The sequence below is a fragment of the Vibrio sp. ED002 genome, from assembly GCF_023277445.1.
Taxonomy (GTDB): domain Bacteria; phylum Pseudomonadota; class Gammaproteobacteria; order Enterobacterales; family Vibrionaceae; genus Vibrio; species Vibrio jasicida.
Genome location: NZ_CP080238.1, coordinates 2,160,692 through 2,173,228, shown reverse-complemented (window position 1 = coordinate 2,173,228; position 12,537 = coordinate 2,160,692). Strand labels below are relative to the sequence as shown.

Genomic DNA, 12,537 nt, shown 5'->3' with positions numbered 1-12,537 from the left:
GCAATGGCAAAGAAAGGCGTTCGTGAGAAAATCCGTCTAGTATCTTCAGCAGGTACTGGTCACTTCTACACAACAGATAAGAACAAGCGTAACATGCCAGGCAAATTTGAGATCAAGAAATTTGATCCAGTTGTACGCCAGCACGTTATGTACAAAGAAGCTAAAATCAAATAATTGGTTTTGTCTCTTTGACGATTTAAAAAGCCCAACTCTTGAGTTGGGCTTTTTATTACCTAAAATTCAGTAATCCTTCACTTCATCCCTTCTTTCACGTGTTTCCATACAGATGTTCTAGTCAAAATTAATACGCTTTGGTAGTTTGTTGATAACTACAGGAGATTAGGAACTGCTATGCGCGTTAGTCCGGCCCGTCGCCGTCGTTGGAACAATATTCTTATCCTAGGCATCATCGTTTTTATGGTGATCTTGAATGCGCCAACCTTGATCAAAACCTACCTTGTCGAAGAACCCATGGATCCTTACCCCAATTTATTGCGCTCTGATCATGAAGTGAGTGCTATTTACTTCTCAGGTTGGGAATTAGAGAAACAAAATGGGCAATGGCAATCGAACATTAAAGCTAATATTCCCGTACAAGAGATTGTGACTCGTTGGCAATCTTTGGAAGGGACTGAGCTGACCTCAGAACAATACGATAATTTAAAGTCTCAGTTGTCTTCTCCAGAAAGTATTGAGATCTGGTACCAAGACTTAGAAGAACCGCAACGAGTGACCTTTTATCGGCTTGGCGACTTTTGGTTGTTTAAAAACTGGCAAGATAAATGGATTGCGATTTCTGTTGATGGCAATTACATCATGCCCAAGTAAGCCTTATGAATAACCCTTTTCAAAGGCTGTGTTTGTCTTTGTTCTTTTCGATTATGCTAGCCACCCAATATCAATGCTCTTAGCGTTTTAAGGAGAATTAAATGCCTGAATTACCAGAAGTTGAAGTAAGCCGAATGGGCATCAGTCCACACATGGTTGGCGAGACGATTAAGGCATTTGTATTCCGAACCCCGAAACTGCGTTGGGATATCCCTCAAGAGTTGAAGAAGCTAGAAGGGCAGGTGATTCGTAATATCAGTCGCCGCGCTAAGTATCTGTTGATTGAAACGGACGAAGGTACTGCGATTGTTCATTTAGGAATGTCGGGTTCACTGCGTGTGCTTGATGCTGATTTTCCTCCAGCAAAGCACGATCATGTGGATCTCAAACTTACTAATGGAAAAATACTGCGCTACAACGATCCACGCCGTTTTGGCGCATGGCTGTGGAGCGCACCAAATGAATCACATGCTGTATTAGGTCATATGGGACCAGAACCTTTGACTGAAGAGTTCAATGCTGATTACGTAGCGGAGAAAGCCAAAGGTAAGCGCGTTGCGGTTAAACAGTTCATTATGGACAATAAAGTCGTCGTCGGAGTCGGAAACATTTACGCCAACGAATCATTGTTTAAATCGCGCATTCATCCCACTCGTCCAGTAGGTAAACTAACCAAGAAAGAATGGCAATTGCTGGTGGAGAACATCAAAGCCACGCTAGAGATCGCCATTCAGCAAGGCGGAACCACACTTAAAGATTTTGCCCAAGCAGATGGCAAGCCAGGTTACTTCGCACAAGAATTATTAGTTTACGGAAAAGCCGGAGAGCCATGCCCAGAATGCGGCGAAGCTCTCCAAGAACAAAAGATAGGCCAACGCAATACCTTCTTCTGTGGGGAATGTCAGAAGTAAAACTTAAGAGCGGAAGGGCAAGATTACATTTGTCCTGATTTCTCGAAGTATTTTTTCACGACCAATAATGAAATTAAACGCTCGCGTTTTTGATCTCGGAACTGATCGACCCATGCGTGAGCATTTTTGATGATGCTTTCAGCTTCTTCTGGATGCGCGATGTAGTACTCCATTTTCTCAATTAAATCAGAGTAGTCATCCGCAACTTCAACATAGTGAATGCCCGCTTCGAGGCGTCCTTCCATAAACCAAGTCTCATACTTAGGTTTAGACATGATGACTAGAGAGTTCGAAGACATTGCCCATTTTAGGTTGGTTGCAACATCGTTTCCTTCGATGGCTAAAACGAACTTACATTCGAGTTGTTGTTCAACAGATAAGAATCCTTTCTCCCAAGGAGAGCCTTCAATTGGGTGGGTTCTACCAATATCGCACATTGGGTGATCGTGAAACTGTTCTAGCACAACCTTTCTGTGTTGTTTCTGACCAGCACCTCGCCATACAGCAACATCTTTCTTCTGCCTAAAAGAGAGTTTGTCATTTATAAAATAAAAGTGGCGAATCTCATTTAGTTTGAGCAGGACCGCATTGTCATTGTTTTCTATTATCGGACGACTTTTTAGGAAACATGGCAGTTTAGGTATATGACGAATATCTCCGTTCAGAAACTGAAAGAAGCACTGTGACGGAAACGACTTTACCACCTTGTGAAGATCAAAGTAGTACGTTGTTCCTCCGGTCTTCTTGTACTCTCCCACATGAGTCGACTCGCTTTCGGGCAGTTCAAATTGCGCGTTAAGCTTGTTGTAGTAATCAACTCTATCTTGGATATAAGAATCTATAGATGAAGCCTGAATAAGGTTATTGGCCAGTGCTTTACGAATCGTATTTGGTACTAAGACTTGTAGGCTATTAGAGAAGTAGTATTTGAACTTTCTAAAACTCATTTGGCTACCTTTGTTTTGATAGCTGTGTGAACACACTTTGGTACAAACTGTTCGACATCACCGCCATGGATTGCTACTTCACGGACGATGGTAGAAGAGAGAAAAGCATACTCTTCTGCTGGCGTCAGGAACACGCTCTCAACACCTGGTAACAGTTTGCGGTACATGCTCGTTAGGCCAAATTCGTATTCAAAGTCGACAGTTGTTCTAAGGCCGCGCACCAGTACATTTGCTTCTTGCTCACGAGCAAAATCAACCAGTAAGCCACTAAAACCAGCGGTTGATACATTGCTTAAGTGCGCTGTTGATTCTTCAACAAGTTTTACTCGTTCTTCTAGGCTAAACAGTGTTTTTTTCGAAGGACTTGCTGCGACACCGATAATAATTTGATCAAACATGTTTGCGGCACGCGTAATGATATCTAGGTGGCCGTTAGTGATTGGGTCAAACGTGCCTGGGTAAATGACTTTTTTCATCGTAAAACTTTCTCGTAAACATCTACGTATTGGTTAGCAGTGTAGTTGATATCAAATAACTTCAGTTTTTCTTGCCCATTGGCGATGAATTCTTGTTGAAGCTTTTCATCTTGAGCGATCTTCATTATTGCATTCGCCAACTCTTGTGCATTACCTGGTTCAACAAGTAAGCCGTTTGAATTGTGGTCGATAATGTCAGGGATACCACCTGCATTAGTACCTATAACAGGTAAACCAGAGCCCATACCTTCCAAAATGACAGAGCCCAGCCCCTCTGTGTAAGAAGGATGAACTTGCAAATCTGCCGCGGCAAACCAATCGCCCATATTGCTTTGTTTACCCTCGAAACTGATGTTAGTTAGGCCTTTTGCTTGTGACTCAAGTGCCTGCTTCTCTGAGCCATCACCTAGCAAACAAAAATGGACAAAGGGTGCGGACTTTTCTAATAGCCTTGCCGCATCGACAGTGACATTGAAGCCTTTATGTTTCAGCATGTTTGCTCCATGTATCACTATAAATTTACCTGAGAAGCGGTCTTTAATCGCTTGTACCGTTTCAGCGTTAGCAGGGTATGTCACCGGTGAACTTGGGATCTTGTAGGTTACTGAAGTTGGGTAAGCGTCTTTCACTCTCTGAACTATTTCAGTACTTAGACCTACCACAGCGGAGGCTTTCGAATAGGCTAAGTTTGCCAACCATTTCTTTTTCAATGCGTTGTCGATTCGGCGAGTGACAATATATGGTTTGCCGTAGAGCATATGTTGGATCAGAGCCCAATAAATGGCACGTCCTTCATGCACATGGATCAGAGCACAATCCTTAGTGATAGATTTTGAGTGTGCTTTGGTAAAGTGGTTCGCTAATACCACTTTAACGCCTAACGCTTTTACCGCATCGGCGAAAGGGCTCTTAGGGTTTGCAACAACTGTCAGTTGATAGCCGAGCTTTACTTGCTGCTTAATGAGTTGCAGCGTCTGATTCTCGCCACCATGGTATCCAGAAGCTAAGTTAACGTGGCAAATGTTCATGTTATTGCTCTTTATTATGTTTTTTGACGTAATCGCGCAGCCACAGGTCTGCGTAGCGAGTAAAGGTTGTGTTTGCACTTAGTACGGCGAGTAAAAAACCATGTCGACCATCTAAAAAGCCACGTTTAATAATATACATTTTGAAGAAACGGAAGAAACCATGGGTAAATGCACTAAAAAGTGAGGCTGACTTTTTACCTTCACGCTGGTCTGCCCAAGATTGCATGTATAGTTGGGTTTTTCGTGTATACTCGCCAAGCTTTTCATAAGTAAAATGCTTCAAACGGCCATTTAATGAAACTACTTTAAAGCCATCGGGAACAACAACGCTTTCATGAACTAACGCGTCGTTGTATTTCGTTTCTGATGTTTTGTATAAACGTATAACCCAGTCAGGTGACCAGCCTGAGTAACGAATCTCTTTTGCAAAGGCTGTCGTCAGTCGGTTCACACGATAAATGTTTTTATCGCAGTGTTGGCTGATTGCGTTGAGTATGTCTTGGCGTAATTCATCGGTAACACGCTCATCCGCATCCAACCAAAGCACGAAATCCGATTCCACATAGTCTTGAGCAAGTTGGCGTTGTTTGCCAAACCCAGGCCATTCTAAATTGGTATAAAACTTATCAGTATACTGCCTAGCGATTTCTTCAGTGGTGTCAGTGCTACCTGAATCTAGAAGAACAATTTCATCGACCCAATCTTTTACTGTGTCTAGACAAGCTTTCAGGTGCTTCTCTTCATTTTTTACGATCAACGCGACGGCTAAGGTAGGTTTAGACAAGGTAGTTTCCTTCTTAAACAATCTTCTACAGGTATATTTTATTGATATTGTGGATACAAATCTTCTACGACTTGCTCGAACATTGCTACGACACGGTCGCTTGTGATGCGGCTCATTGCGGCTTCATCCTTTGCTCGGGTTCGCCAACTTAATTCTTGGCTAGTCTTTCCTGTTTCTGCAAGAATCACTTCTTCATATACAGATACGGCATACTTTAAAAAGCGATAAGGACCTACTCGAATAGGATTGTGATGGGCATATAAACCAATAATCGGTGTGTTCATTGCACTCGCCATGTGGGCTGGGCCAGTATCTGGTGCTATCACCATCTGCACCTTATCAGTTAAAGCTAGCATTTGTAGGATGGAGCTTTCTCCTACTAAGTTTAAACAAGGTTCACGCAACAAAGCTTGAATCTCATTTGCTAGGTCAACTTCGACCTTTGCAGGACTGCCCGCTAGTATGACATTCCAGCCTTTCTCTCGCGCATGATTAATGACATCCACATAACCCTTCGCGTTCCAGTTCTTGTAGGCTTTACTTGCTCCGGGAACCAATAACAAGTTTGGTTGCACCGTATCTAGTTTTGCCTTAGCCCAAGTACTATCCTCTTCTGAGTAAGATAAAGACCAAGATAGTTCCGACTGAGGCACACCAATTTGATGGGCAAACGCCATTAAACCATCCGCAACATGCAGAGAGCTTGGTGAAGGAACTTTGACATTGGTGAACAAAGTTTGAAAATCTTGGCTACGGTCAGAAGAGAACCCAAGTTTGTATTTCGCTTTAATACCTAACGTCGCCACGCTCGCTCGAATAGCATATTGCATATGAAGCAAAGCATCGAACTCGCGCCCTTTGAGCTGCTTCCACAGTGACTTGTAGCCATCAAGTCCTGCTTTTTTATCAAAAACAATCACCTCAACGTTATTTATCGCTTGTAGCAATTGAGCTTCAAGTTTGCCTGTAATCCAAGTGATATGGGTATCAGGCCATTGTTTTTGAATCGCTTGAACCGTCGCGATAGTATTGCAAACGTCACCAATTGCAGATAAACGCAATATACATAGTGAAGAAGGGGCAGAAGTGAACATAGTTATTGTCTGATCAGATAAATAGATGCAGGTAAATTATGCAGACATCCCCAATAAATGTAAAATACACCGCTTCTATACTGAGCACTGACGAGTCTTCGCAATGTCAAATAGCCAACAACATCAATCTCCAAATTCGGGTAAACCTGGAAACACTGGTTTAAAGCGCATCATCAAAGCGACGGGATATTCTGCGAAAGGCTTAAGGGCTGCGTTTAAACACGAAGCGGCGATTAGACAAGAGCTTGTGATGCTAGCCATTGCCATCGTTTTGGTTTGTGTTTTTGACTTGAGTGTCATAGAACGCATTTTGATGCTTGGTGTCGTCGTTTCTGTTTTGATTGTTGAGTTGATCAATTCCGCGATAGAGGCGGTGGTGGATCGCGTGGGCGTCGAACATCATGAATTGAGTGGGCGCGCAAAAGATATAGGCTCAGCGGCAGTTATGGTGGCTTTAGCGTTCGCTGGATTCACATGGCTGTATATCTTGTTCAGCCTTTATCTCTAAATCACTTTAGCTGTGAGTATCAAAGGTATGATTCAAACTTCACAACAAGGTAATTGCACGATTTGGTTTGATGATGAAATCATTTCAGACCCAACATTGCCATTGTTTGATGCCGGCTATTGGCAAGAACAAGGTAAAATCTTAGGCAGTGCTTCTGGTCGGGGTACTACCTGGTTTGTTCAACTAGACTCTATGCAAGCTGCCCTTCGACATTATCGCCGAGGTGGTCTATTCGGCAAACTTGTGAAAGACCAATACTGGTTTTCTGGTTGGGAACAAACTCGTAGTGCTCAGGAGTTAAATCTTTTGCAGATTTTGATAGGTGCCGGCGTTAATGTTCCTCGTCCGATTGCCGCGCGAGCAGTTAAAACAGGTTTGATTTACCAAGCGGATCTTCTCAGCGAAAGAATTCCAAATGCCAGAGATTTGGTCAGTATTTTGCAAGAAAAACCATTACCGGAACTGATGTACCAGAAGATTGGGCAAGAAATTGCCAAGATGCATAAAGCTAATGTGAATCATACCGACTTGAACATTCATAACATCTTAATTGACGACCAAGACAAAGTCTGGATTATCGACTTTGATAAGTGCTGTCAGCAATCAGATGGTGATTGGAAGCAAAGCAATCTAGACAGATTGAAGCGCTCGTTTTTGAAAGAGAAAAAGAAGCATCAAATTCATTGGCATGAGTCAGACTTTGAATTGCTAGCAAAATAGCGAAGAACGTTACGCTAGCTGAATTTCCACTAGTTTAAATTACTTAACGCAACCGCTTTTGCAAAATGCTAAAGTTAGACTAGTAACGTTGATATAATAAATTTACTTATTGAATGGGCAAAATCGCCTGTAGGTATACAGTAAGAGCATACTATGTTGAATTCTAAATCAATTTTAATTACTGGCGGCACTGGTTCGTTCGGTAAACAGTTCATTAAAACTATTCTTGAACGCTACCCAGAAGTGAAGAAAATCATTATTTTTTCTCGCGATGAACTAAAACAGTTTGAGCTTAAGCAGAAGTACCCAGCAAAAGATTTCCCACAACTTCGTTTTTTTATCGGTGATGTTCGCGATCAAAACCGCATGATTCAAGCCTGTGAAGGTGTTGATGTGATTATTCATGCTGCAGCGATCAAGCAGGTAGATACTGCTGAATACAACCCGACAGAATGTATCCGAACTAACGTTGATGGTGCAGAGAATGTTATCCATGCAGCGCTGCAGTGCGGCGTTAAAGATGTTGTAGCGTTATCAACAGATAAAGCATGTGCACCAATTAACCTATATGGAGCAACCAAACTTGCTTCGGATAAGTTGTTTGCAGCGGCGAACAACATCAAAGGTTCGAAAGATATCCGTTTCAGCGTAGTGCGTTACGGCAACGTAATGGGTTCGCGTGGTTCCGTGATCCCATTCTTTTTGAGTAAGCGTGAAGAAGGTGTGTTGCCGATCACTCATGAAGAGATGACACGCTTTAATATCTCATTGCAAGATGGCGTGAACATGGTGATGTACGCGCTTGAAAACCATTTAGGTGGTGAGATTTTTGTACCAAAAATCCCATCTTACAAGATTTTGGATATCGCAGAAGCGATTGCTCCAGAATGTGAGACTAAAGTTGTAGGTATTCGCCCAGGTGAAAAGCTCCATGAAGAGATGATCACCGATACTGATTCGCTAAATACGATCGACCTTGGCAAATACTACGCAATTTTACCTTCTGTTTCGTTTACTTACACAGAGCAAGAATATCTTGATCACCACAAAGCGGAAAAAGTACCGTTTGGTTTCAAATACAATTCAGGTACGAATACAGAGTGGGAAAGTATTGAAGGCCTACGTGAGCTAATCAAAGAGCACGTTGATCCAAACTTTACAGTGTGAGAAGAGTAGTGATTCCTTACGGTAAGCAAGATATTAACCAGCAAGACATTGATAGTGTTATTGATGTTTTGAACTCGGATTTTCTGACGCAGGGGCCTCAAGTTCCTGCATTTGAGCAAGCACTTATCGATCATACAGGTGCAAGCTACGCATTGGCTGTGAATAGTGCTACATCAGCATTACACATTGCTTGCCTTGCTTTGGGGCTAGGTGAAGGGGATTGGCTTTGGACGTCTCCTATTACTTTCGTAGCGTCAGCAAACTGCGGTTTGTACTGTGGTGCACAGGTCGACTTCGTAGATATTGACCCTGATACTTACAATATGTGTCCAAAACGTCTTGAGGAAAAGTTAATCCAAGCGAAAGCTGAAGGTAAGCTTCCGAAAGTTGTTGTGCCGGTTCATTTGTGTGGTCAACCGTGCGATATGGTGGCGATCGCCAAACTGGCGAAAGAGTACAACTTCAAAGTCATTGAAGATGCTTCACATGCAATTGGCGGCAAATATCAAGGCTTGCCTATAGGGAATTGCGAACATTCGGATATCACTGTCTTTAGCTTCCATCCAGTTAAAATTGTAACGACGGCGGAAGGTGGTGCAGTAATGACCAACCAAAAGGCTTTGTCTGACAAGATGACTTTGCTTCGAAGTCACGGTATTACTCGTGACCCTGAGCAAATGGAAGGTGAAAGCCATGGTGGCTGGTATTATCAACAGGTTGATTTAGGTTTTAACTACCGTATGACCGAGCTTCAGGCGGCACTGGGTGTATCTCAGATGCATCGTTTAGACGCTTTTATTACCGCTCGTCATCACCTTGCAGACCGTTACAATCAGCTATTGAAGTCTTTACCTGTGGTACTGCCATATCAATTGGAGAATACCTACTCGGGCCTTCACCTTTATGTAATTCGCTTGCAGCTGGATAAGATCTCTTTAACACACAAAGAGGTATTTGACGCACTGAGAGACAATGGTATCGGAGTCAACCTGCACTACATTCCAGTCCATACTCAGCCTTACTATGAAAAAATGGGCTTCAGTGAAGGTGATTTCCCAGAATCTGAGCGCTATTACCGCGAAGCTATTTCTCTTCCTATGTTCCACGCGATGAGTGAAGAGCAGCAGGATGAAGTGGTGCATGTTTTATCTTCGATTTTGAGAGGGTAGCTGATGAAAGTCGCTCTGATCCCGGCACGTGGCGGCAGTAAACGAATCCCACGTAAAAATATCAAAGAGTTTCATGGCAAGCCGATGATTGCTTATTCTATTGAAGCTGCAATCAACTCAGGCTGTTTTGACAAAGTAGTTGTTTCTACAGATGATGCCGAAATCGCAGCCGTTGCCGTATCGTATGGGGCTGAGGTGCCGTTTATTCGCCCTAGTGAGTTGGCTGATGACTATGCAACTACCGCGGTAGTTATAGAGCATGCTCTAAAGTATTTTGAGTCTGAAGGCTACTCTATAAACTACTTATGTTGTATTTACCCTACAGCACCTCTGGTATCAAGCGATGATATCAGGGGGGCATTTAAAGAACTTGAAGCATCCAGCGCACACTTTTGCTTCCCAGTCTGCTCCTTTGCTTATCCTATACAGAGAGCTCTAAAGCTTAGTACAGAGAACCGCGTTCAAATGTTTCAACCTGAACACCTAAACACACGGTCTCAAGATTTAGAAGAGGGCTATCATGATACTGGGCTTTTCTATTGGGGAAGGGCTACGTCATTTCTTGACGGCATCCCAGTGTTTTCAAAAGAATCAATTCCTTACGTCATCCCACGTTACAGAGTTATTGATATAGATAATCCTGAAGATTGGGATATTGCCTTAAAGCTCTTTAGTGTTTTTAAGGAAGTAAATTGAAAATTGCTATCCGAGTAGATTGTTCCAATGAGATTGGAATGGGGCATATTATGCGTTGCTTGGCGATTGCAAAAAAATTGTCTTCGCACGGGCATGATGTTTTATTCATTGGGAATGATATACCTTCAACATTTGTTGAAAAAATCATAAGTGCAGGCTGTAAAGCAGAAAGTTTTTCTTTGTCATTAGATGAGCACAATAACTCCAACCTCAAGCATAGTAACTGGTTGAAAGGGGGGGCGTATTTTGATGCTCTAGAAACATCCAAAGTTATTACGAAGCACTTTAACATCGCTGATTGGCTGATTGTTGATCATTACGGAATCGATATTGAGTGGGAACATAGGCTTAGAGCCTGTGTTAAAAATATTGCAGTTATTGATGATCTAGCGGATAGAGAGCATGACGCAGATTTATTACTAGATCAAAACATATATGATGGTTGGCTAAATAAATATAAAAATCTAACTCCAAACTATTGTGAATTGTTAATAGGTAGCTCTTATATTTTATTAAGAGATGAATTTATCTCTTTATCTCCAGTTCCTATAAATAAAAAGCCTCGTGATCTTATTATTTTTATGGGAGGAGGTGATGAGTTTAATTACACGGGACAACTCCTTGAACTTTTGATAGAAAGTGATAACCGATATCAATTAAAGGTTGATGTCATCATTGGACCGATAAATTCACATAAAGATAATGTGGAAAGTTTGATGAAATCTTTACCTCATGGCCGGCTATTTGTAAATCCTACTAATATGGCAGAGTTATACCTTGATTCAAAATTGGCTATAGGAGCTCCTGGTGGCTCTACTTGGGAGCGTTGTCGTTTAGGAGTACCTAGTGTATTAGTTGCTATTGCGGACAATCAGGTCCGAGTGGGACGATTCTTGGATAAAGAAGGCGTTGCTTGGTTAACATGCTCTGTCAAGGAAGCTATCACAAGGTATTATGAAGTTAGTCATGATATTGCATTGTTGCATGAATATTCATATAGAGCACAATGTTATGTGGATGGAAAAGGTGTTGAGCGTTTTATTTCGCTGTTGGAAAAAGGTACGCGAGAATGTTTAGTCGAAAATTAAGTCAGCTTAGAGAAGCAAAATCCATTGTAATTAACCAAGAAGTTTATGAAAAGAAAAGACGAGGAGAAAGAGTTATTACTTTATCTCTTGGTGAAGCTTTCTTTGATATTCCTGATTTTGGCTTTGATACCATAGATTTTGATAGAGGCTATCACTATTCCGATACTATTGGTTGGCCTGAACTTCGCGAAAACCTCGTAAGTTATATGCACGAGGTTGACCTTGTTTCAGGTTTGACAGTCGACAATATAATTATCTCTGCGGGTTCAAAGGTATTAACTTATGCCTCAATGTTAGCTGTATTGAACGATGGGGATGAAGTTTTGCTACATGAACCTGCTTGGCTAAGTTACGAGGATCAGGCGACTCTGTGTTCCGCTAAAACTACATATATCCCATACACAGCAACAATTAATGACTTCGAAGACTATTTTACTGAAAATAGTAAGTTGATTGTGATTAACAACCCTAATAATCCTGCTGGGTGGGTTTATGATGAACAGGGTTTACGCCAACTAATAAAAGCGGCTGAAAAACGTGGTATTTACGTACTCGTAGATGAAGCATATAGTAATTTTGTACGTTCAAATAGTGGCTTTATTTCTGCATGTAATTGGGTTAATGAATTTGATAACTTAATTGTTGTTAATTCTATGTCGAAAAACTTTGGTATGTCAGGTTGGAGAGTTGGCTATCTTGTGGCTAATCGAGAGCTTGTTAAACAAGTTGTTAAGCTCAACCAACACATAATAACCTGCGCACCAACACCATTACAGATGTATTTAGCGAAGTACTTGAGAGATATCCATAAAGTATGCACCAAAGAAATTGAAAAACTTCTTAATAAGCGTGACCATGTTGTTGAACTATTTAAAAAGTACGATCTAAAAACATTGCCTGGTTCTAGTACTTTTTACTTCTTTGTAGATATTTCAGAGAGTGGAAAATCCTCTGAAGAGTTTTCTTTAGAGTTACTTAACAAGAATAATATTGCTGTAGTTCCCGGTAGCGCATACGGACGCACTACAGATGGATTTATTCGATTGTCTTTTGGAACAGAGAGTCTGGCTGATATCGAATATGCAGTAAAGACGATCTCTCAGAGTTGCAAGGGGTTATAA

15 protein-coding genes are annotated in these 12,537 nt (G+C 41.7%); 10 read left to right on the top strand and 5 right to left on the bottom strand.

Annotation, left to right across the window (positions count from 1 at the left end; translation table 11 throughout):
- Positions 1–3: 3 nt before the first annotated feature.
- From rpmG to mutM, 3 genes are all read left to right on the top strand, one after another.
- A complete protein-coding gene (gene rpmG / locus ITG12_RS10065; protein WP_004410866.1) occupies positions 4–174 on the top strand; it encodes a 50S ribosomal protein L33 in 171 nt (56 codons plus the stop codon).
- A 177-nt stretch (positions 175–351) separates the two neighbouring features.
- The gene (locus ITG12_RS10060) at positions 352–828 is read left to right on the top strand and encodes a hypothetical protein (RefSeq protein WP_039974583.1); all 477 of its coding nucleotides are present in this window, start codon (positions 352–354) and stop codon (positions 826–828) included.
- Positions 829–929: 101 nt separating this feature from the next.
- Entirely contained in the window at positions 930–1,739 is an 810-nt protein-coding gene (gene mutM, locus ITG12_RS10055; RefSeq protein WP_045422149.1) for a bifunctional DNA-formamidopyrimidine glycosylase/DNA-(apurinic or apyrimidinic site) lyase, read from the top strand.
- Between the two features lie 23 nt (positions 1,740–1,762).
- On the opposite strand, the gene ITG12_RS10050 is transcribed toward mutM, so the two are convergent.
- From ITG12_RS10050 to ITG12_RS10030, 5 genes are read right to left on the bottom strand one after another with little or no spacing between them, the layout of a single operon-like run.
- Positions 1,763–2,686 (bottom strand): glycosyl transferase family 90, encoded by a 924-nt coding sequence (locus ITG12_RS10050; RefSeq protein WP_248873036.1) that lies wholly within the window; start codon positions 2,684–2,686, stop codon positions 1,763–1,765.
- On the bottom strand, positions 2,683–3,162 hold the full coding sequence (gene coaD, locus ITG12_RS10045; RefSeq protein ID WP_039974587.1) for a pantetheine-phosphate adenylyltransferase: 480 nt from the start codon (positions 3,160–3,162) through the stop codon (positions 2,683–2,685). The genes ITG12_RS10050 and coaD overlap by 4 nt, the downstream gene beginning before the upstream one ends.
- Positions 3,159–4,190, bottom strand: a complete 1,032-nt coding sequence (locus ITG12_RS10040) for a glycosyltransferase family 4 protein (RefSeq protein ID WP_248873035.1) — start codon at positions 4,188–4,190, stop codon at positions 3,159–3,161. The genes coaD and ITG12_RS10040 overlap by 4 nt, the downstream gene beginning before the upstream one ends.
- A gap of 1 nt (position 4,191) precedes the next feature.
- Positions 4,192–4,974, bottom strand: coding sequence for a glycosyltransferase family 2 protein (locus tag ITG12_RS10035; protein WP_248873034.1), 783 nt, complete (start codon positions 4,972–4,974; stop codon positions 4,192–4,194).
- A 38-nt stretch (positions 4,975–5,012) separates the two neighbouring features.
- On the bottom strand, positions 5,013–6,068 hold the full coding sequence (locus ITG12_RS10030) for a glycosyltransferase family 9 protein (RefSeq protein ID WP_045422147.1): 1,056 nt from the start codon (positions 6,066–6,068) through the stop codon (positions 5,013–5,015).
- Positions 6,069–6,171: 103 nt separating this feature from the next.
- Here ITG12_RS10030 and ITG12_RS10025 point away from each other — a divergent pair, with 103 nt between their 5' ends.
- The 7 genes from ITG12_RS10025 (at position 6,172) to ITG12_RS09995 (ending at position 12,537) form a co-directional block, all read left to right on the top strand.
- Positions 6,172–6,576, top strand: a complete 405-nt coding sequence (locus ITG12_RS10025) for a diacylglycerol kinase (RefSeq protein WP_248873033.1) — start codon at positions 6,172–6,174, stop codon at positions 6,574–6,576.
- 27 nt (positions 6,577–6,603) lie between these two features.
- Complete coding sequence (locus ITG12_RS10020) at positions 6,604–7,296, top strand: 3-deoxy-D-manno-octulosonic acid kinase (RefSeq protein ID WP_248873032.1); 693 nt, start codon at positions 6,604–6,606, stop codon at positions 7,294–7,296.
- A gap of 153 nt (positions 7,297–7,449) precedes the next feature.
- Positions 7,450–8,463, top strand: coding sequence for a UDP-N-acetylglucosamine 4,6-dehydratase (inverting) (pseB, locus tag ITG12_RS10015; RefSeq protein WP_248873031.1), 1,014 nt, complete (start codon positions 7,450–7,452; stop codon positions 8,461–8,463).
- Complete coding sequence (gene pseC / locus ITG12_RS10010; protein WP_248873030.1) at positions 8,460–9,632, top strand: UDP-4-amino-4,6-dideoxy-N-acetyl-beta-L-altrosamine transaminase; 1,173 nt, start codon at positions 8,460–8,462, stop codon at positions 9,630–9,632. Before pseB ends, pseC begins: the two co-directional genes overlap by 4 nt.
- 3 nt (positions 9,633–9,635) lie before the next feature.
- Entirely contained in the window at positions 9,636–10,328 is a 693-nt protein-coding gene (gene pseF / locus ITG12_RS10005; protein ID WP_248873029.1) for a pseudaminic acid cytidylyltransferase, read from the top strand.
- Positions 10,325–11,416: a UDP-2,4-diacetamido-2,4,6-trideoxy-beta-L-altropyranose hydrolase gene (gene pseG, locus ITG12_RS10000; protein WP_248873028.1), complete on the top strand. Its 1,092-nt coding sequence runs from the start codon at positions 10,325–10,327 to the stop codon at positions 11,414–11,416. The genes pseF and pseG overlap by 4 nt, the downstream gene beginning before the upstream one ends.
- Positions 11,398–12,537: a pyridoxal phosphate-dependent aminotransferase gene (locus ITG12_RS09995; RefSeq protein WP_248873027.1), complete on the top strand. Its 1,140-nt coding sequence runs from the start codon at positions 11,398–11,400 to the stop codon at positions 12,535–12,537. Before pseG ends, ITG12_RS09995 begins: the two co-directional genes overlap by 19 nt.